The sequence below is a fragment of the Mucilaginibacter inviolabilis genome (assembly GCF_011089895.1).
Classification (GTDB): domain Bacteria; phylum Bacteroidota; class Bacteroidia; order Sphingobacteriales; family Sphingobacteriaceae; genus Mucilaginibacter; species Mucilaginibacter inviolabilis.
The window spans coordinates 341,410-361,274 of sequence record NZ_JAANAT010000004.1 but is presented as its reverse complement, the minus strand read 5'-3'; the positions used below and the strand labels follow the sequence as shown (position 1 = coordinate 361,274).

Genomic DNA, 19,865 nt, shown 5'->3' with positions numbered 1-19,865 from the left:
ATTTTCTTTTGTCTGAACCTTGATTTACCTGATTATGGGATTTAAGGATTTTTCTTATCAGATTAGAATCAAGATAATCCCCTAATACTAAAAATCATGGTTCAGATGAATCTTAATACCCTGAACACCTCTCCGGCTTTAAAATCAGTCCTTTCCAGGGGTAATTCTAAAAAGGCATCGGTATCTGCTAAGTTAGCAAAATCACCTGAACCATTTCCTTCAATTGGCAAGGCTATGAGTTGCCCTTGCGGATTGCTTTGCAGCCTTACCTGTAAAAAGTACTGTAAAGTCGGCTGAAACTGAAAATCTTTTGCTAAAATCGCATAAACGGATGATTGTTCTGCCAAACCTAAAGTATCCCTTAACCAGTTTAAAAAATATTTGTGCAGGCACATAAAGGTAGCCACTGGGTTACCAGGGAAAGCGAATACAAGGCTTCCATTTCCGTGCACACCAAACCAAAAAGGTTTACCGGGACGCTGGGCCACTTTATGAAATATTTTCTTCACTGCCGAATCTTCAAGTGCCTGGGGTATGTAATCAAACTTACCCATAGATATACCGCCACTCAACAGCAATACATCATAATTTTGTAGACAATGCTGTATTTGTTGCCGGGTAATTTCAGGATCGTCGGGGATATGGATCATATCCGGTTGCAAACCCTGTTTCTGTAATACCGCTTTTATGGTATAACCGTTTGATCTCCGGATCTGGTATGGCGCAGGAGCTTGATCAACCTCCACCAATTCGTCGCCTGAGGATATGATCACCACGCGCGGTAATTTTTTAACCAACAAGTGCGTTTTACCAACAGATGCTGCCAAACCAATAATGGCAGGCGTAATCATTTGCCCAATCGACGCTAATACCTCTCCTTCCCTTTTATCTGCACCCTTCAAATGCAGATTTTGACCTTTTTTGATATCCTGCACTTTTACCAAAGCCCGGCCACTGACGATTTCCACATCCTCATAACGGATCACCGTATCTGCAGAAACCGGCAACACTGCCCCAGTCATGATCTCGATACACTCCTCAGGATGGGTAATAGCAACAGGCTCATCACCGGCTGCCTGGGTAGCTTTGATATTAAACGTAAGGATACCACTTACAATAGACTGATAATGAACAGCTATACCATCCATCGTTACCCGGTTAAAGGGAGGCAGGTCACGGTCGGCTTTAATGACTTCGGCCAACACACGACCAACGGTCTGCTCAAATGGCAAACTTTCTGTACCATAATCTCTTAATTGCTCCAGTATCAGCTTTTCAGCTTCTTCAACAGTGGTCATATATATTTTTTTAGTATCAAGTAGCTAGTATCAAGTATCAAGACAGCTGCATTTATTTTATAAAACATTCAAAAATCTTGATACTTGATACTAGCTACTTGATACTGTGAATTATCCCCCAATAGTAGCCATAGATTCATGTATGCCCGGATGCACTATCCGTGTACGCTCGGCCTCCCAGCCATCTTTAGCCCGATGATTAATAGCATTTAGCAATATCGCCTGCAGTTCGTCATCACCTGTACCGGCACGCATTATACCTTTCATATTCAATCCGCCATCATCATACAAACAAGTTTTCAGTTCGCCCTGTGGAGTTATCCTGATGCGGTTACAGGTGCCACAAAACGTACGCGAATAAGCCGCTATAATACCTATTGAACCCTGGTGACCCGGTATCTGATAGTTATACGAAGTTGAATATGGCGGATCGGATAGTTTCTGTATCCGTGGATATTGACTTTTGATCTCTTCCAGTATCCGTACATGATCCCATTGCAAACCCGTGTAAATATGCCCATCACCATTAAAAGGCATTTCTTCTATAAAACGTACACTTACCGGCAGCTCTTTGGTCATCCGTACTAAGGGGATAATATCCTGCGTATTTTTACCATCCATCACCACCGCATTTATTTTTACTTCGATGCCGTATTTGAGCAAAACTTCCAGAGTGTTCATCACATGGGCAAATTCATCCCGGCGGGTAATGGCAAAAAAGCGGTTCGCATCCAGCGTATCCAGACTCAGGTTTACCGACCGTACACCGATTTCTTTCAATTCCGGAATATGCGGCGCGGTCAATACACCATTAGTGGTGAGGCTCAGCTCTTTCAGTCCATCCAACTGCGATACGGCAGTGAGCAATGGCATAATATCCTTACGAACAAAAGGTTCACCACCGGTAATACGAATCTTTTCGATACCCATTTTTACCAGCAGACTACAGCCACGCAACATTTCTTCATAGCTCATCAATTCCGTACGCGAAAGCCAATGCAAACCATCTTCGGGCATGCAATAAAAACACCGCAAATTGCATTTATCCGTTACCGCAAGGCGCAGGTAATTAATCTTCCGGCCGTGATTATCTATGAGCAATGAACCATTCATATGTAAAAGTATCCCCGCAGGTTACCTATTGTAAAAGTAAATATTACAAACTGCTGTTATGTTTTTTAAATGTACTTTTTGATTGTCTAATTGAACAATGATCGCATTCTATCGATATTAATAACTTTGAGTTATATTTACCTTACTTATATTACCTGAGTTATGAAGATTGCTGCTTGTTTGTTATTGCTTACTATTTATTCCTGTAAACATAAATTAAACAACAATATAATTATAGCCGATCATGTTGCCTTAAATCAGGGGCCCGATGTTTCATTAGTCAGTTTAATAGCCAACCCAGATAAATATAATGGAAAAAAAATCAGGGTGATAGGCTACTTACATCTCGAATTTGAAGGTAATGGATTATATCTCCATAAAGATGATTATGACCATGCTATAAGTAAAAATTCAATTTGGGTTAGTATTGGACCAAAACATCCGGAGGTCAGCAACCTGAAACAATATAGCAATCATTATGTAATTATGGAAGGCACTTACAATAGTGAAATGACCGGGCATATGGGAATGAACAGTGGCAGCATTGAGAAAATTACCCGTTTAGATATTTGGGAGCCTGATAATTGGAAACCCGTTAAGAAGAAATAAAGTTAAAACCAATTGTGAAAGAACTACAGGACATTGTACAGGCTTTTGACCGGGCCCACCAAGCAGCTAAGCAAACAGCCCTGGCTACGGTAGTGCATGTAGAAGGCTCATCATACCGCCGTGCAGGTGCCCGCATGCTCATCACCGAGGATGGGCAGCTTACAGGCGCTATCAGCGGTGGCTGCCTGGAAGGCGATGCCCTGCGCAAAGCCCGCCTGGTAATGGCGCAGAACAAGCCCATGCTGGTAACTTACGATACCACTGATGATGACGATGCCAAATTTGGCGTTGGCCTGGGTTGCAATGGTATTATCCATATCCTGATCGAACCGATATCTGCAACTAAACCCAATAATCCCATACAGTTTTTTAAGTTGTTTTTAAGCCAGCGCGAACCGGTGGTGCTCATCACTATTTTCACGATGAATGATAAACAGGCTCCGCAACCCGGCACTTGTTTGTTATTAACACAAGAAAGAGCCATCAAGGGTATTTTCCCCGATGAAACGATAAAAGATGTATTACTGGCCGATGCTAATGATGTGCTCATCAACGGCAATTCTGTTACCAAAACCTATATTTACGGCGATAAATTCACCTGTTTTATTGAGCTGTTACAACCCACCGTATCGCTCATCATATTCGGGGCCGGGAATGATGCTATACCTTTAGTGCAGTTGGCTTCGGTACTGGGCTGGCATATTTATATAGTGGATGGGCGCTCTAACTATGCTATACCTGAGCGATTTCCACTAGCCAAAAAGATCATTACAACTAAACCAGAAAATGCCCTGTCACAGATAGATATTGATGACCGCACCGTCATTATCCTGATGACACACAACTATAATTATGATCTGGCCGTATTAAAACAATTACTGCCTTTACAGTTACCTTACGTAGGGGCCCTGGGGCCAAAAAAACGCTTACACCGTATGTTGGATGAACTCAAAAGTGAGGGTATGGAAATAACAGATGAACATTTAGCCAGCATTTACGGACCGGCCGGTTTGGACATAGGATCTGAGAATGCCGACGAGATTGCTTTATCCATTATTGCCGAAATGCAGGCGGTATTAAAAAACAGGATTGGTACATCCCTGCGATATAAAAACGCGATCCATAGCCGCCACCCGGAGCAAATTATTACGCAAACGATGCAATAACTCTTATGACCGGATTGATCATATTAGCAGCAGGCTCATCAAGCCGCTTGGGCAGCCCCAAACAAAACCTGGTTTACCAGGGACAAACGCTGCTGCAGCGCGCTATTCAAACGGCACTGACTTCGGTATGTCATGAAAACGTGGTGGTGGTGCTGGGTGCTAATGAAGGGATAATACGCCCAGGCATATCAGATCAGCTGGTGCATATTGCCTATAATACCCTTTGGCAGGAGGGTATGGCGTCATCTATACGATTGGGTATTACCGAATTACTGAGCCTGCAACCTTTAATAACCGGCGCTATATTAATGCTCTGCGACCAGCCCTTTGTTGATCCCTTGCTGATATATCAGCTCACCGAAAAAAAAGCAGAAACTGATTTTGGCATCATTGCCTGCGCCTACCGGGATACGCTCGGAGTGCCAGTATTGTTTGATGCCTCCTACTTTCCCCAATTATTAATGCTGCAAGGTAAGGAAGGAGCCAAAAAACTAATCAAAATTTTCCCCAATGATGTTGCTCAGATTGCGTTTCCGCTCGGAGCCATTGATATTGATACTATCGAGGATTATGAACAGTTACACGGGCATTGAGATAATATCTGGTTTTAATTCAGCTATATTATAATTATAAACGCGTCATTGTGAGTCACGAAGCAATCCCCGATTTGCAGAGCGACTCTGTATAGTTTGGGATTGCTTCGTGCCTCGCAATGACGCGTGAAGAAAAGTGGTATATCTTTTCGGCTTACTTAACTACCGAAAATTTATATAACGACTGTGTTTTATAAGTCTGCCCTGGCTTAAGTTCTGTTGATGGGAACTGAGGTTGATTGGGTGAATCTGGATAATGTTGTGTTTCCATGGCGAATGAAGTGCGGAACTCGTCTTTTAAACCACGTTTCATTACATTTTTGGCCTGCATAAAGTTACCGCTGTAGAATTGTAAACCAGGCTCTTCGGTAAATACCTCCATTTTTATACCGCTTTTGTCGCCAATTACGGTGGCTATCGGCGTTTTGATATCATGCTTGTTCAGCACAAAATTATGATCGTATCCTTTGCCGTCTTTTAGTTGCACATTATTATCATTGATACGTTTACCAATGGTTTCGGGCTTGGTGAAATCAAACGGGGTACCTTTTACGCTCTCAATCTTACCTAAAGGGATCAAAGTCGAATCAACCGGAACATAGTTATCAGCATCAATCTGTACCAAATGGTCAAGGATGGTTCCGCTGCCTTCGCCATTCAGGTTAAAAAAGGCATGATTGGTTAAGTTAACAACGGTATTTTTATCGGTTGTAGCTTCGTAAACTGCTTTAAACTCATTGTTATCCGTTAAGCTATAAGTAACTTTTACGTTGAGGTTACCAGGAAAACCTTCTTCCATATCTTTTGACAGATAGGTAAACTCCACGGTAGATGAATCAACTTGTTTACCATCCCAAACTACGCTCTGATAGCCATTTTTACCGCCATGCAGCGTATTTGGCGGATTATTTATAGACGATTGGTATTCTTTACCATCAATTTTAAACTTGCCTTTGGCTATACGGTTACCATACCTGCCAATAGTAGCGCCATAATAAGGCTCGGTTGATTTTTCAAAACCCTCTACGCTTTCAAAGCCCAGCACCACATCGGTTAGCTTACCATTTTTATCCGGAACCAACAGGCTCACTATACGGCCACCGTAATTGGTAAACGTAGCTGTGATACCATTTTTATTTTTAAGGGTGTATAAATGCGTTTGCTTTCCATCGATTGTTTTTTCGAAAGCAGAAGCGGGTGTTTGGGTGCTATCCGTCATGTTTGTTTTTTTCTTGTCAGATGATTGATTACAGGCCGCTAAAGATACACATGCCGGTAACATTATTAGTAGGAGGTTTTTAGATAAATGTCTCATAGTTTTGTAAATAGTTGGTTGATATCGTTTAGTTTGGTTGGCCTAAATTAGTATTTTTTGCTTATCCCTTAGTTTTATAATGTACTTCGCTTAAATTCCGTAACCTGTCGGCTGCAAATTCGGCAGTAATATCTCTTTGCGGATTGGCCAGCATCTCATACCCCACCATAAATTTTTTAACCGTGGCCGATCGTAACAGCGGTGGATAAAAATGCATATGCCAATGCCAGTACGGATGATCGCCCATGTTTACCGGCGATTGGTGCATACCTGCAGAGTATGGAAACGAAGTCTCGAACATATTATCATAGCGTACCGTAAGGCGCTTAATGGCATCAGCAAGAGCTGTTTTTTCCTCATCTGTAAAATAAAGTAAACTGGTGATATGTCTCTTGCTTACAATCATGGCTTCATAAGGCCAAACCGCCCAAAAAGGAACCAGCACCACAAAATGTTCGTTCTCAAAAATAATGCGCTCCTGTTTTTTGAGTTCCAGCTGCAGGTAATCGCCCAGCAAGCTGCGGCCTTTTTGCTCAAAATAAACTTTTTGCTGTTGGGTTTCCTTAGCCACCTCAACCGGGATACTATTTTGTGCCCAGATCTGCCCATGCGGATGCGGATTGCTGCACCCCATGATATCTCCTTTATTTTCAAATATCTGGATGTGTTTTATCCATGGATAAGTAGCCAGGTCCTGGTATTCGGTCTGCCAAACATCCACTACCTTCCTGATATCGGCGGTTTCCATCTCGGGCAATGTGAGGTCATGTCTTGGCGAAAAGCTGATCACCCGGCATATTCCTCGTTGACTGTTGGCTACCAGCAGTTCATCATCATTCAATCCGCCCTCCGGTGTGTTTAGCAGTAACGACGAGTAGTCATTGGTAAAAACATAGCTGGCTTTGTACTCCGGGTTTTCGCTGCCATCAGCCCTTTTGTTTCCGGGACATAAATAACAATTGGGGTCATATGGTGGCCGCTGATCGGCCTGGGCAGCCTCTACCTTACCCTGCCAGGGCCGCTTGGTACGGTGTGGCGATACTAGTATCCAGTCGCCGGTTAAAATATTTAAACGACTGTGCGGGTGTTCTTTCAAATCAAAGTTTTCGTTGTTCATCACGTTTAATTAATTCAGGTTTTAGGGTGCTGACGCGCCCGTAGGCATGGGGTTAAATGCCCTTGTTAAACCAAAAGTAAAAAAACAAATGTTAAGTTTACATTTAAAATAAAATTTATTTGTCAGATAGACATTTTTAGTATTAAAGAGTATTAGTTCCCTCATCGTTGGAAGAGTAATTACCTATGAAAAGACCACTGCTATTAAAGAAAGGATGTCATGCTGAGCCCCTTTTCTATTCACTCCACCGCTCACGCAAGTCTGACGCTAAAGAATGCTTAAATGATCAAAAAGTCGGTTTACATAAATTCATCAAAAAACTCAACTAAAAATTTGATTATCAATAAATTAAATCAATTTAACCTGTAAAAAGTGTAAACCATGTAAACCCACTTTATTACGGATTTAGGAATTAAAACCCAAGTTCACCAAACTCTACCACTGCCGAGTCGCAGATGTAGGTAGGCACTATACCAGTAGCATTAATGCGGTTATCAGCGTCCGCTGCCTGGGTATTACCAGAGAGCACCAGCACCGTATCCAAGCCAAATTTATTACCTCCCAGGATATCGGTTTGCAAGGTATCGCCAACCATCACAATATCTTTTTTGCTGATGGGCCCCTGCTCGCGCAACAGATCGTACGCAAACATAAACATCTGCGAGTCGGGTTTACCAAAACGGATAAACTCCTTACCTACAATTTTTTCTACCATGCTGGCCAAACCGCCTATAGCAATAGATACATCGTGCTTGGTTACCGGGTAAGCCTTATCGGTATTGGCTACTATGACAGGAATGGGGCGCTTGCGCAGTATATTGACGGTTTTATTCAGATCTTCAAACCAGTTAAAACCCTCGTCGTCCAAAAATATCAAGGCATTTACCTTTTCAATATTATCAGCATTTATCTGGCTTACAGGCAGGGTATGCAAACCCGAACTATCGATATAATGCGCCGAATCTGGCGTACCCAGATAGGCTACTATCCCATCATTTACCTTCAGATCAAGATAATCCTTGGTCAGCATTCCCGAAGATATAATATGATCAGGGGTAATCGAATGCAGCCCCTTGATCTGGTAGGATTCGGCCAGTTGTGCAGGACTTCGCGAAGCATCATTGGTAACTATATAGTATTCCTTTTGCTGCTCTTCCAGGTAAGCAAATGTTCGCTCAATACCAGGAAGCAAACCATTATAGTTTTTCAGTACGCCAAAAGCATCAAAAAAAACAACTTTGTACCGGTCAATGATGGATTTAAAGTTGTCTATTCTGTTCATGCACCTGCTTAATTATTGAATTATTGATTTAGTGAATTAGTGATTTATCAAGTATCACAATTTTAAAAACCTTTATGAAAAAGGTCTTGATACTTGATACTATCTATTTATTTCAGTTTTAATGCTTCGATGATTTTTTCGGCATCAAAATCCCTGTCAACGGACGGAAGATAAACATTAAATGCTTCGGCTTGTAATTTTTCGGCATATTGCTCGCTAAAAAAGTGTTTGCCATCCTTAATTACATAATTCAGGATAAAAAAGCGGTAAGCTTCCTTCATAAACCTGATCTCATCAGCGGTAAGCGGGTTTACTTTATGATATTCTTTCAGAAAGATGATAAAACGGTCTTCCATCATGGTATTGATCACATAGCTAAATACCGTACGATCGCCAATATCAGATACTACACGGCTAAAAAAATAAAAATCGAGCACGCGGTAACTCATCCTGAACCAGTCGTAATCCCAACGGGAGTATAATTCCAGGTTCGGGGTAACCGAGAAGTTCCCGATATTCCAGTCAATAAATACCGGTATGATCTCGAACGAGCTCATGTTATATTTAGAGCGGTTTTTGAGGAAGGTTTCGCAGTGATATTTTAAAAAATCGGCCTGCATAGCGGAGCCAAACTGCTTTTCGTCCGTATTAAGCTGGGTTAATAGCGAAGATATATCCGTACGCAGTGTTTTTGATGATTTGGGCAATACGTTTTTCACCCTGGAGCAAGCCTTATGGAACTTACCCACCTGCTGGCCCAGTTTTTTGATGTGGCTTTCATCCAGGCGGCGCGGCAAACGCTGTAATATGCGGGTTGGGTTATAAAACACTACCCAGGCGTCTGTTTTACCATGTTTGTAATGATAAATATAAACCCGGTTGTTTTTCAGTAATGAACGGGCCAACAGATTCTCGAACGGGTAAAGCAGATTATTGGCCAGGGTTTGAATAATACGGTGATCTTCTTTAAAATGCTCGAATTTGCCAAAGTAGGATAGCTTGGCAATAATAATATCATCATCATCAAAAGTGATGCGATAAACGTGGTTGGTGGATACCATGGCACTGATATCTTCAATAACCTTAATAGTTTTTGAAGAATCATAGCCTTCCCAGGCTTTGCGTACAATTAAAGAGAAGTCCATTCTGATGGTTTATATTTGGAATTTGCGGGTGCAATATTAAACAAATTGTATCATCTTTTATATGAGATCAAACGGACTTATATAATCTCAAAGTACCTTTTCAATTCCCAATCGGTTACATGTTTAATATACTGGCGGTGCTCCCACAGGCGGGTTTGCGTAAAATGCTCAACAAAACCTTCGCCAAAAAGCGCTTTGGCTATAGGTGAATTTTGCATCATTACTGATGCATCATGCAGGTTGGCTGCTAGCACCCCGTTCTTTTTATCCTGATAACCGTTGCCAATGGTTTGGGGAATATCTAGCTTCAGTTTGTTTTTGATACCGTATAAACCTGAGGCCAGTGCAGCCGTCATAGCCAGGTACGGATTAGTATCAGACCCGGGAATACGGGTTTCCAGACGGGTATAGGCCGGTGTAGTATTGATCACCCGAAGCGCTGTAGTGCGGTTCTCCACTCCCCAGGTAACCGTAGTAGGCGCCCAGGCACCCTCAACCAGGCGTTTGTAGCTATTGATGGTTGGTGCGTACATGGGCAGTATATGAGGCAGGCAATGCAATTGTCCGGCAAGGTACTGTTTATGCAATTCACTCATTTTATGTTCATCCGCGGCATCGTGGAAAAGATTCTCACTTTTATCTTTTGTCCACAGGCTTTGATGGATATGACCACTGCAACCGGGCAAATTTTCATTCCATTTGGCCATAAACGAAGCCATGATTCCATGCTTGTAGGCAATTTCTTTCACCGCGGTTTTAAACAGCGTGGCTTTATCGGCAGCACTTAAAACCTCGTCATGTGCAATAGCGGCCTCGTACACGCCCGGCCCTGTTTCGGTATGCAGACCTTCAATGGGTATATTGAACTGGGTAAGCAGATTAAACAGATCATAGTAAAAATCACTGTTCTCTGATGTGCGCAGGATAGAGTAGCCAAACATACCCGGTGTAAGCGTATTGATATTGGTGAAGTTTTTATCGTTAATAGACTGCGGCGTTTCCCTGAAGTTGAACCATTCAAACTCCTGGGCAAACTCGGCATGGTAGCCCATATCTACACATTGTTTAACAACATGTTTCAGCAAACTGCGCGGACAGGCGGGCAGGTCATTGCCTTTTGGATTACTGTAATCGGCCAGGAAAAAAGGGATATTATCCTGCCAGGGGATATTGCGTAAAGTGGAAAGATCTATACGGCAAAGCTTGTCGGGATAACCGGTATGCCAGCCGGTCAGCTGTACATTATCATAACAAACATCACTGCTATCCCAGCCAAAAACCACATCGCAAAAGCCATAGCCGCTTTGCAACCCGTCAACAAATTTTTTAGTATGAATTACTTTGCCCCGCAAAATGCCATCAATATCGGCAAAAGCGAATTTTATCTTCTGTATATTATTTTCTTCTATATATGCTTTGATCTGTTCCTGGTTCATGATATAAATTGTAAAGGCAGGTTACCCTAGCAAGATAACCATTAATGATGTAAACATAAAAAAATGCCCAGTGTGTTTACACAATTTGATACGAATTTGCCCTTACCTTTGTTTGCAGTATGAAACCTGTTTGTCCGCATTTATTTATTTACGGCACTTTATTAGATAGTGCCAACAGCTATGGAGCATACTTGCAGCAACATTGCATCTTACTAAAAACCGGTAAGTTTAAAGGAAAGCTTTATGATATAGGCGAATATCCCGGTGCCATTGCTCACGAAAGTACCGATCAACAAGTACATGGCAGCATTTACTTAATGGATGAACCGGAGAAAATATTAGCTTTTATTGATGAATATGAAGGTTTTGGCAATGATCAGGAGCAGCCCAATTTGTTTATCCGGGAGTTAACAACTATTGAAACGGATATAGACACAGTTCACTGCTGGATTTATCTGTATAATTTGCCGGTTAACAATTTACCGCAAATACAGTCTGGGCGATATCTAAAATAAAGACAAAAAAATCCCCAGGCTTTTTGAGCCCGGGGATCGAATAAGTAAAAATATTTAAGAGGGGCTTAAACTTTTGCAGATTTTACTGTTTTGATAATCACCGCTGCTACTTTGTATGGATCGGCAGCTGAGTTAGGGCGACGATCTTCCAGGTAACCACTCCAGTTGTGATCAACAGCGTAAAGTGGGATACGGATAGAAGCACCACGATCTGATACGCCATAGCTAAAGTCATGGATGGAAGCGGTTTCGTGTTTACCGGTTAAACGCTGATCGTTATCGGCACCATAAACAGCAATACATTCTTTCACTGCCGGACGGAACGCTTCGCAAACTGCTTCAAATTTCTCTTTGCTGTTTGCTGTACGTAATAATGTGTTGGAGAAGTTAGCGTGCATACCAGAACCATTCCAGTCTAACTGACCCAATGGTTTGCAATGCCAGTTGATAGCAACACCATAGCTTTCGCCAATTCTTTCTAATAAATAACGGGCAACCCAGATCTGATCACCAGCTTCTTTAGCACCTTTTGCGAAAATCTGGAATTCCCACTGACCGGCAGCTACTTCAGCGTTGATACCTTCAACATTCAGACCAGCTTCTAAACAAACGTCTAAGTGCTCTTCAACAATTTCGCGACCGAAAGCGTTGTTTGCTCCTACCGAACAATAGTACGGACCTTGTGGAGCTGGGTAACCACCTTGCGGGAAACCAAGAGGCTTGTCGGTTTTAGGATCCCATAAAAAATACTCCTGCTCAAAACCAAACCAGAAATCGTTATCATCATCTTGTATAAGTGCACGACCATTTGACTCGTGTGGTTTACCAGTTGAATCTAACACCTCGCACATTACCAGGTACGCATCTTTTCTTTGTGGATCTGGAACTGTGAAAACCGGTTTCAGGATACAATCAGATGAGCCACCCGGTGCTTGTTCAGTTGATGAACCATCAAAGCTCCAGTTATCTAAATCTTCAACTTTACCGCTGAAGCTTTTAACAATTTTAGTTTTGCTGCGCAGGCTTTGTGTTGGTTTGTACCCATCAAGCCAAATGTACTCGAGTTTAGTTGCCATTTTTAAGTTAGTTTGTAAAATTTATGGTTCTAATAATAGTTTTATCTGTTATTCCGACTAATTATGAAGGCGAATTTAAATTATTTTTATAAAAATCATTATAAAATTGTGAATTTTTTATAAATTTTTTCAACAAACTACATTTTAACAGGCCAAATACGCAAAAAAGCAATGCAACAAAAATACATTTTATCATTTTTGCATTTTTAGAATATCAAACGGTGCGTTTTTTAACAAAAATGCAAAAAACACAAAAACAGAATATCCAGGATCTCTAATCTCAGTACAAATAAGGGTAAAAGACCCATATAATATAACTAATTATAAAACTATTTTATTAATAAAATAAAACAAAGCAAGCAAAGACAATAAGCCTGATTTTAAGCGCTTAATTTTTGAGAAACATCTCTGATAGCTGCATCCAGCTGTTCGGTAGAATACAATAAGTACTTTTTCGACTTCAAAAACTCAGCATCGGTAACATCTTTCATCAGATCGAGCAAGCCCATGATATTAGCTACATGCTTACGTATCTCATGGGAATTGATAAAAGCAAGTTCCTGCTTTTGAGCAGTATGTAATAATTTTTCGTAATGCCTTTTTTGCCTGTTACTGCGATAAAGAATAGCAATAACCACAACCATTAAAACAGCAATTACAATAACCAATATTAATATCAAGCGTTCGCGTTGGTATCTTAATAAATTTGCATAGTACAGCCCTTGTACATCATCTATTTTTATTTTTGACGATAAATTGCCTACCTGGGTAAGATTATTGATATTTTGCCTTGATTGCTCCAGGGCCAGCTTAAAATTGTAGGTAGCTAAATTGTAATTATTTTTTTGCTGTGCTATTTGCCCCAGCATTTCATATAAATGATATTTTACTTCAGAGCTATTATTTAAGGATGGCATGGTCAGTAAAGCATTGATTTTGCTAACAGCCGAATCTATTTGTCCATTGTTGAAATAGGCATCTGCCAGGCTCCGTTGCTCCTGATCGTTCTTAACGTAAAGACTATCTTTTATCAACCCATTAATGAGTTTTATTGCACCTGCATAATCGTTTTTTAACAGCTGCATATAATAGCCGGTACGTTTTTGATAGCTATACAGTTTACGTCCCTCATTATCGGGGCCAAAAAGTTTATCATGATACACTTTTAGCGAATCATAATTATGCATCTTAAAAAAGTTCTCGGCCTTATTATAGTTAATGACACTTTGAATATTACGATGGCTCAATTTATTGGTATTATTTATACTCTGCGCCTCATTAAGACAAGATACAGATTGAATGTATAAACCACTTCTATAATATGCGTCTGATAAATTAACGTTAAGCAATATTTCCAGATATTGGTCATTCATTTTTCTTAATGCACTCTTAGCCACGCCGTAACTATAAACAGCATCAATTAAATCGCCCCCATCTATTTGCAAAAATGCCAGACGCGAAAAATACAGGTAAAGCAGATAATGATCATTGGTTTTCCGAACCTCATTAATGGCTGCACGAAGTGCCTTTTCTGAATTTTGACTTTTTTGTAACCGTTCCTGATACACTCCCTCTAAAAATAACAGTATGGATTGTTTATTTTCAAATTGGAAACCAGAAAAGGCCTTAATGATTGCCTGTCTCTTTGCACCGATCTCAGAAATGGGTATATTTCTAAATACAGTCTGAATAAATTTGGTCACTTTATGCTCCCGTTCACCCTGATCTTTTATGCTGAGGTAATCCTCCAGACTATCTTTTTGAGCCTCATAGCTCGTATTTTGAACATGCGGATACGAATAGGCTACATTAAAACTACAGCAGACAAATAAAAAAAACAGGCATAAGCAAGGCACTTTAAACATGCAACGATAGTTTAGCATAAATTTAAGCTTGATGTGGGGTAAAACCAAGTATATATTATACTAAAACTAACTGTCAAACTTTTCCAGCTGTTTTAAAAGCGTTTCAAAGTCTTTAGGATACGGGGCATGTATGGTAACTTCTGTTTCGGGGTTTATTTTAAAGGTAACCTCGTAAGCATGCAGGGCAAAACGCTTCATAATTGGAAGCTCTTCCTGATCTTTACCCAAATGGTATTTACGTTTTATTTTTGATAGGAAAACCGGTTCGCCTTTATACATCTCGTCGCCGGCGATGGATGCCCTTTGGGTGGCCAAATGTATGCGAATTTGGTGCATACGACCGGTAACCGGCCTGCACTCTACCAGGGTGTAATGTTTAAAGTATTTTAACGACTGAAACCAGGTTTCGGCCCTTTTACCATCCTGCCTGCTTATAGTTACGTTACCTTTACCCACATTTAAAATAGGCAAATCAACCAATAGATTATCAAACGTATGCGTACCATCAATAATAGCATGGTAAACTTTTTTAACCTGACGTTTTTCAAACTGCATGGATACAAAGCGATAAGCTTCGGGATTTTTGGCGATAATAAGCGCCCCTGAAGTTTCTTTATCCAGGCGGTGACATATCTGTGCATCATCTGAGTAAGCTTTTGCCAATCGCAGCAAATTAACCTCCCCTCCTTCCCGTTCATCCAACGAACTCAAAAAAGGCGGTTTGTTTACCACAATCACGTCATCATTCTCAAACAATATCAGGTCGGCAAATTTCGGAAACTTCATACTTTAAATATAGCCGGCAAAAATACGGTTTATAATTTAAAACAGCAGTCAGGTTTGGTGATCATAAAATACCATTTGTTAATTCGTTGTAAAACAAAGGTTAATCATAATGGTTAAATACATCAATTAACATATATCTATCTAAAAAAACAATCATGAGTAACAAAGCAACAAAACCCGAAGAGAAAGGATTTTTTGAAAAGGTTAAAGAAACAATTGAAGAGTTTTGGGACAGCACAAAAGACAAAGCCGAAGAATTAAAAGATAAAGCCGAAGACAAAATAGATGCCTTAAAAGAAAAAGCTGCCAATGAAAAAGCAATTGTGGCTAAAAAAACCACAGCGGCTAAAACTAACATTACTAAAAAAGCCGATAACATTGCCGATAAAGTAAAAACAGCGACCTCAAATGTGAAAGCTAAAGCCGATACAAAAGCTAAAGCCGTAACCGCAAAAGCTAAAGACGAAGCTGCTACTGTAAAAAAGGCGGCTGCTACTGTTAAAGCCAAAACTACTGCCAAGGCTAAAGAAGTTGCCGATGCTGCAAAAACTAAGGTTGCCGACGCGAAAAAAGCAGCAGCTACAAAAACGGCCAAAGTGGCTACAGAAGTAAAGAAAAAGGCTAATGCGGCCAAATAAACCTTTATTATAGGTTTTGGTAAAGCGGTGAAGTATCAACTCCACCGCTTTTTTTATGTTGTTGATACAGTTAAAATTACATCAAAATATAAACCGCAATTCACTAAATAGATTGCAAAATAAATTTTAACTTTAATTGTAAATACCTAAATAAATCAATTATTCATAATCAAGGGAAAACATCATGAGCACTACACCGAACGAACCAGAAGAGCAAGGTTTTTTTGATAAGATCAAAGAATCTGCCGGCGAATTGTGGGAAAACGCCAAAGATAAAATTGGAGATGAAATAGACGAGCTAAAAGAAAAAGCATCAGAATTTTCGGGCGACAAAATAAAAGGTATTGTAGACGATCTGGAAACAAAAGCTTCCGACAAAATAAAGGATGTAACAGGTAAAATTACCGGCTAAAAATGACTTCATTTCATAAAAAAAGCGACAGGAAAAAGTCCTGTCGCTTTTTTTATTTTATTAGAGTGCGTTAATTTAAGCTTCAAACTTATAACCTACACCTTTTACTGTAGCTACGCAATCATCGCCTAATTTTTCACGCAACTTACGAATGTGCACATCTATGGTACGGTTAGTAACCACTACAGAATCTTCCCAAATATTTTTCAGGATCACTTCACGGGTGTATACCTTACCGGGTTTTGAGGCCAATAGATAAAGCAATTCAAATTCTTTTTTGGCTAATACTACCTTAACTCCATCTTTATAAACCAAATATGCTTCGCGATCGATAACCAGGTTACCAATTTCCAATTTATTATCGGGCGTATCTTCGGCAGGAGCATTGCGGCGCAGAATAGCATTGATGCGACTAACCAGGGCGCGGGGTTTTATAGGCTTGGCTATATAATCATCGGCCCCTACGTTAAAACCGGCAATTTCAGAATACTCTTCGCTGCGGGCAGTTAAAAACACCATAAAGGTGTTTTTAAATTCGGGCATGGTACGCATAATACGGCAAGCCTCAATGCCATCCATTTTTGGCATCATAATATCCAATACGATAAGATCAGGCAGTGACTTCTTTGCTTCTGCAACGGCTTCCTGTCCGTTACGGGCCAAAAACACCTGATAACCTTCTTTTTTCAGATTATATTCAATCAGCTCTAAAATGTCCGGTTCATCATCAACAATAAGTATTTTCTGTTTTGAGGAGTTGCTCATGGCACGTTAAATTTTTTGTATAAAAGTATACGCTTTACAAAAGCTAAAAGTTAAGTCAATATTAACAAATTGTTAAAGGTTACCTTATATTAACGATTTATTGAGGCTTACTAAATGTTTTGTTTAAAAAAGCTTCAAGATCGGCGCCTGTGATGTTCTTAGCCACTATATTTCCCTGAGGATCAATAATAAAATTTGACGGTATAGCTTCAATATGATACAGAGTTTCTGTTGGGCCCTCAAAACCTTTCAGATCAGATCCGTGTGCCCAGGTTAATTTATCATCATTAACAGCTTTTTTCCAGGCTCCGGTCTCTTTATCTAACGATATACCCAGGATGTTAAATCCTTTGGATTTAAAGGTATTATACTGTTTTACCACATTAGGGTTTTCCTGGCGGCAAGGCATACACCATGAGGCCCAAAAATCGATCATTACATATTTGCCTTTATAATCAGATAACTTTACAGGCTTGCCATCAATACCACCAGTCGTAAAATCGGGTGCTTTATGACCAATAGAAACAGGCTTTACCTTTTCCATTTGTTTAATGAATTGCTGAACCCCTGGATTATCCTGGAAACTGCCTTTAATTTCATCGGCATAAGCTACCAACTGAGGTTCGTATTTAAATACATCCAATGAAGTAGCCGCATAAAAACCAGCCAGCGATTTTTTGTTATCATTCACAAATTTGAGTACTGCAGTGCCATACTCGCCCATGTTTTTTTGAAATATGGGCATATATACTTTAAGCAGCGAATCTGATTGTTTACCCAGGGCTTGTGATTTTTCCTGGTACTCGGCCACCACCTTATTATTTTTATCGCCGTAAAAATTACTGATTTTATTGAATTCCTTAATCTTGTCAGAATCATCAGATCCGGTAATCACATAAGAATGGGTGTTATCTTTCAGATCAGTACTGAAATCGATATCGTCACCATTTTTAGCAATCAGGTCATAAATAGCATCACCTACCCGCAGTTTATACAAGTTAGCATATAGTGTTTGGTGCTTGAACTGAAATTTACCGTTTTCGCTTAAGGTGGTCGAATCGATCACTTTTACCTGCGAGCTGTCGGCTTCTAACAGGTAAACCATTTTCAGGGCAGCGGGGTTTTTGATAGCTCCCGAAATAGTAAATGATGTTTTATCCTTACATGAAAACAAGAAAACGGCCAGTAAAAATACACCTGATGCAATAATGCGATTCTTCATTTTATTTTGATTCTAATTCTTTTATCAACAGCTGATTTGTTTTCTGCGGATCGATCTTGCCTTTGGAGCTTTTCATGATCTCGCCCATAAACAAGCCTAAAACGCCTTTTTTCCCTTTCTGGTATTCCTTAACTTTATCCGGGTACTTGGCAATGGCATCGCGTATAAAACGACTCACATCGTCGGTATCCGTACTGATCAACAGGTTAAGTTCCTTAGCCAGATCATCGGGTGTTTTACCCGGTTCTTTGATCATGGCGGGGAATAACTTGTGCGAAGCTACAGAATTATTTATCACGCCACTGTCAACAAGTTTAATCAGGTCTGCCAGATGTTTCGCCGAAACTCCAAAATTAATGATAGCTACATCATGATCATTTAAATACGATTTTACGGCACCCATAAGCCAGTTTGCCGCGGCTTTGTAATGATCGGTATGTTTAATTAATTCTTCAAAATACAAGGCGAGGTCACGTTCGGCCGTTATTACTGAGGCGTCATAGGCCGAAAGACCTAATTCTTCAGTATATTTATGATACAACTGATTGGGCAATGCCGGTAAACTCTTCCGGATAGTTTCCAGGTATTGTTCGGTGAGCCTTAGTGGTGGCAGATCAGGTTCGGGAAAATAGCGGTAATCATTGGCCATTTCCTTTGATCGCAGAACAGATGTTTCGCCGGTATCCGCATTAAAATTCAAGGTATTTTGGTCGATATGACCACCTTGTTCAATGATGTTTACCTGGCGCACAAATTCATGCTCAATGGCACGCTGTACGTTACGTATAGAGTTCAGGTTTTTTACTTCGCAACGGTTACCATACTCGGTTGCGCCATGCAGCCTTACCGATATATTGGCGTCGCAGCGCATGCTGCCTTCTTCCATATTACCATCGCAAATATCCAGGTAGCGAAGTATTTTACGGGTTTCGGTCAAAAACTGGCCGGCCTCTTCAGCGCTGCGGATATCAGGCTGTGTTACAATCTCTATCAAGGGTACACCAGCCCTGTTCAAATCGATCAGAGAATCAGCATGGTGCTGGTCGTGCATACTTTTACCGGCATCCTCTTCCATATGAATGTGATGGATGGCGATATCTTTCTGTTTACCCTCGGCTAATCTTACGGGCACATATCCACCCAAACAAACAGGTGCCTGATCCTGTGTGATCTGGTAGCCTTTGGGCAAATCGGCATAAAAGTAGTTTTTACGGGCAAAGCTGTTATTTAAATTGATAGTGCAATTACAGGCAAGTCCCATTTTTACGGCATAATCTACCGCCCTTTTATTCAGGAACGGTAAAGTGCCCGGATGCCCCAATGATACGGCACTGATGTGATGGTTAGGTTCGGCACCAAAGGCGGCAGAATCGGCCGAGAATGCCTTACTTAAAGTGGATAACTGTGCATGTACCTCGAGGCCTACAACCAACTCGTACTTGTCACTTATCCCGTTTGCGAGAACTGTCATAAAATAAAACTTCAGCTATAAATTTTACTGATTGTAAGGTC

Annotated in this window: 19 protein-coding genes; 6 read left to right on the top strand and 13 right to left on the bottom strand. The window is 40.5% G+C overall.

Annotated features, from left to right (window positions below; genetic code table 11):
- Positions 1–101: 101 nt before the first annotated feature.
- Both G7092_RS25080 and moaA read right to left on the bottom strand, forming a co-directional pair.
- Positions 102–1,298 (bottom strand): molybdopterin molybdotransferase MoeA, encoded by a 1,197-nt coding sequence (locus G7092_RS25080; RefSeq protein ID WP_202985413.1) that lies wholly within the window; start codon positions 1,296–1,298, stop codon positions 102–104.
- A gap of 111 nt (positions 1,299–1,409) precedes the next feature.
- Positions 1,410–2,411, bottom strand: coding sequence for a GTP 3',8-cyclase MoaA (gene moaA, locus G7092_RS25075; RefSeq protein ID WP_202985412.1), 1,002 nt, complete (start codon positions 2,409–2,411; stop codon positions 1,410–1,412).
- A 162-nt stretch (positions 2,412–2,573) separates the two neighbouring features.
- Between moaA and G7092_RS25070 the strand changes: the two genes are divergently transcribed.
- From G7092_RS25070 to G7092_RS25060, 3 genes are read left to right on the top strand one after another with little or no spacing between them, the layout of a single operon-like run.
- Entirely contained in the window at positions 2,574–3,020 is a 447-nt protein-coding gene (locus tag G7092_RS25070) for a hypothetical protein (RefSeq protein ID WP_166093872.1), read from the top strand.
- Positions 3,021–3,034: 14 nt separating this feature from the next.
- Entirely contained in the window at positions 3,035–4,186 is a 1,152-nt protein-coding gene (locus G7092_RS30920) for an XdhC family protein (protein ID WP_166093870.1), read from the top strand.
- A gap of 5 nt (positions 4,187–4,191) precedes the next feature.
- Positions 4,192–4,779 carry a nucleotidyltransferase family protein gene (locus tag G7092_RS25060; protein WP_166093868.1) on the top strand — a complete coding sequence of 196 codons (588 nt, stop codon included), beginning with the start codon at positions 4,192–4,194 and terminating at the stop codon, positions 4,777–4,779.
- A 154-nt stretch (positions 4,780–4,933) separates the two neighbouring features.
- Here G7092_RS25060 and G7092_RS25055 read toward each other — a convergent pair whose 3' ends face one another.
- The 5 genes from G7092_RS25055 to G7092_RS25035 form a co-directional block, all read right to left on the bottom strand.
- Positions 4,934–6,094 (bottom strand): aldose epimerase family protein, encoded by a 1,161-nt coding sequence (locus tag G7092_RS25055; RefSeq protein ID WP_166093865.1) that lies wholly within the window; start codon positions 6,092–6,094, stop codon positions 4,934–4,936.
- 61 nt (positions 6,095–6,155) lie between these two features.
- The gene (locus G7092_RS25050) at positions 6,156–7,211 is read right to left on the bottom strand and encodes a UDP-glucose--hexose-1-phosphate uridylyltransferase (RefSeq protein ID WP_166093863.1); all 1,056 of its coding nucleotides are present in this window, start codon (positions 7,209–7,211) and stop codon (positions 6,156–6,158) included.
- Positions 7,212–7,623: 412 nt separating this feature from the next.
- Entirely contained in the window at positions 7,624–8,493 is an 870-nt protein-coding gene (locus G7092_RS25045; RefSeq protein ID WP_166093861.1) for an HAD-IIA family hydrolase, read from the bottom strand.
- Positions 8,494–8,600: 107 nt separating this feature from the next.
- The gene (locus tag G7092_RS25040; RefSeq protein ID WP_202985411.1) at positions 8,601–9,638 is read right to left on the bottom strand and encodes a hypothetical protein; all 1,038 of its coding nucleotides are present in this window, start codon (positions 9,636–9,638) and stop codon (positions 8,601–8,603) included.
- A gap of 77 nt (positions 9,639–9,715) precedes the next feature.
- Complete coding sequence (locus G7092_RS25035) at positions 9,716–11,074, bottom strand: glutamine synthetase family protein (RefSeq protein ID WP_166093859.1); 1,359 nt, start codon at positions 11,072–11,074, stop codon at positions 9,716–9,718.
- Positions 11,075–11,193: 119 nt separating this feature from the next.
- Here G7092_RS25035 and G7092_RS25030 point away from each other — a divergent pair, with 119 nt between their 5' ends.
- On the top strand, positions 11,194–11,589 hold the full coding sequence (locus G7092_RS25030; RefSeq protein WP_166093857.1) for a gamma-glutamylcyclotransferase family protein: 396 nt from the start codon (positions 11,194–11,196) through the stop codon (positions 11,587–11,589).
- 65 nt (positions 11,590–11,654) lie between these two features.
- Here G7092_RS25030 and G7092_RS25025 read toward each other — a convergent pair whose 3' ends face one another.
- From G7092_RS25025 to G7092_RS25015, 3 genes are all read right to left on the bottom strand, one after another.
- Positions 11,655–12,665 carry a glutamine synthetase beta-grasp domain-containing protein gene (locus G7092_RS25025; RefSeq protein WP_166093855.1) on the bottom strand — a complete coding sequence of 337 codons (1,011 nt, stop codon included), beginning with the start codon at positions 12,663–12,665 and terminating at the stop codon, positions 11,655–11,657.
- 380 nt (positions 12,666–13,045) lie between these two features.
- Positions 13,046–14,530, bottom strand: coding sequence for a hypothetical protein (locus tag G7092_RS25020; RefSeq protein ID WP_166093853.1), 1,485 nt, complete (start codon positions 14,528–14,530; stop codon positions 13,046–13,048).
- 66 nt (positions 14,531–14,596) lie between these two features.
- A complete protein-coding gene (locus G7092_RS25015; protein WP_166093851.1) occupies positions 14,597–15,316 on the bottom strand; it encodes an RluA family pseudouridine synthase in 720 nt (239 codons plus the stop codon).
- Between the two features lie 155 nt (positions 15,317–15,471).
- On the opposite strand from G7092_RS25015, the gene G7092_RS25010 reads away from it, so the two are divergent.
- On the top strand, positions 15,472–15,954 hold the full coding sequence (locus G7092_RS25010) for a hypothetical protein (protein ID WP_166093849.1): 483 nt from the start codon (positions 15,472–15,474) through the stop codon (positions 15,952–15,954).
- A 184-nt stretch (positions 15,955–16,138) separates the two neighbouring features.
- On the top strand, positions 16,139–16,366 hold the full coding sequence (locus G7092_RS25005; RefSeq protein ID WP_166093847.1) for a hypothetical protein: 228 nt from the start codon (positions 16,139–16,141) through the stop codon (positions 16,364–16,366).
- Between the two features lie 75 nt (positions 16,367–16,441).
- On the opposite strand, the gene G7092_RS25000 is transcribed toward G7092_RS25005, so the two are convergent.
- The 3 genes from G7092_RS25000 to gatB form a co-directional block, all read right to left on the bottom strand.
- Positions 16,442–17,131 carry a response regulator transcription factor gene (locus G7092_RS25000; protein WP_076373414.1) on the bottom strand — a complete coding sequence of 230 codons (690 nt, stop codon included), beginning with the start codon at positions 17,129–17,131 and terminating at the stop codon, positions 16,442–16,444.
- Between the two features lie 97 nt (positions 17,132–17,228).
- Positions 17,229–18,353: a TlpA disulfide reductase family protein gene (locus G7092_RS24995; RefSeq protein ID WP_166093845.1), complete on the bottom strand. Its 1,125-nt coding sequence runs from the start codon at positions 18,351–18,353 to the stop codon at positions 17,229–17,231.
- Between the two features lies 1 nt (position 18,354).
- Entirely contained in the window at positions 18,355–19,824 is a 1,470-nt protein-coding gene (gatB, locus tag G7092_RS24990) for an Asp-tRNA(Asn)/Glu-tRNA(Gln) amidotransferase subunit GatB (protein ID WP_166093844.1), read from the bottom strand.
- Positions 19,825–19,865: the final 41 nt, after the last annotated feature.

Coding starts and splice junctions, on each gene's coding strand:
- G7092_RS25080 (WP_202985413.1), bottom strand. CDS start 1,298: ATGACCACTGTTGAAGAAGCTGAAAAGCTGATACTGGAGCAATTAAGA.
- moaA (WP_202985412.1), bottom strand. CDS start 2,411: ATGAATGGTTCATTGCTCATAGATAATCACGGCCGGAAGATTAATTAC.
- G7092_RS25070 (WP_166093872.1), top strand. CDS start 2,574: ATGAAGATTGCTGCTTGTTTGTTATTGCTTACTATTTATTCCTGTAAA.
- G7092_RS25060 (WP_166093868.1), top strand. CDS start 4,192: ATGACCGGATTGATCATATTAGCAGCAGGCTCATCAAGCCGCTTGGGC.
- G7092_RS25055 (WP_166093865.1), bottom strand. CDS start 6,094: ATGAGACATTTATCTAAAAACCTCCTACTAATAATGTTACCGGCATGT.
- G7092_RS25050 (WP_166093863.1), bottom strand. CDS start 7,211: ATGAACAACGAAAACTTTGATTTGAAAGAACACCCGCACAGTCGTTTA.
- G7092_RS25045 (WP_166093861.1), bottom strand. CDS start 8,493: ATGAACAGAATAGACAACTTTAAATCCATCATTGACCGGTACAAAGTT.
- G7092_RS25040 (WP_202985411.1), bottom strand. CDS start 9,638: ATGGACTTCTCTTTAATTGTACGCAAAGCCTGGGAAGGCTATGATTCT.
- G7092_RS25035 (WP_166093859.1), bottom strand. CDS start 11,074: ATGAACCAGGAACAGATCAAAGCATATATAGAAGAAAATAATATACAG.
- G7092_RS25030 (WP_166093857.1), top strand. CDS start 11,194: ATGAAACCTGTTTGTCCGCATTTATTTATTTACGGCACTTTATTAGAT.
- G7092_RS25025 (WP_166093855.1), bottom strand. CDS start 12,665: ATGGCAACTAAACTCGAGTACATTTGGCTTGATGGGTACAAACCAACA.
- G7092_RS25020 (WP_166093853.1), bottom strand. CDS start 14,530: ATGTTTAAAGTGCCTTGCTTATGCCTGTTTTTTTTATTTGTCTGCTGT.
- G7092_RS25015 (WP_166093851.1), bottom strand. CDS start 15,316: ATGAAGTTTCCGAAATTTGCCGACCTGATATTGTTTGAGAATGATGAC.
- G7092_RS25010 (WP_166093849.1), top strand. CDS start 15,472: ATGAGTAACAAAGCAACAAAACCCGAAGAGAAAGGATTTTTTGAAAAG.
- G7092_RS25005 (WP_166093847.1), top strand. CDS start 16,139: ATGAGCACTACACCGAACGAACCAGAAGAGCAAGGTTTTTTTGATAAG.
- G7092_RS25000 (WP_076373414.1), bottom strand. CDS start 17,131: ATGAGCAACTCCTCAAAACAGAAAATACTTATTGTTGATGATGAACCG.
- G7092_RS24995 (WP_166093845.1), bottom strand. CDS start 18,353: ATGAAGAATCGCATTATTGCATCAGGTGTATTTTTACTGGCCGTTTTC.
- gatB (WP_166093844.1), bottom strand. CDS start 19,824: ATGACAGTTCTCGCAAACGGGATAAGTGACAAGTACGAGTTGGTTGTA.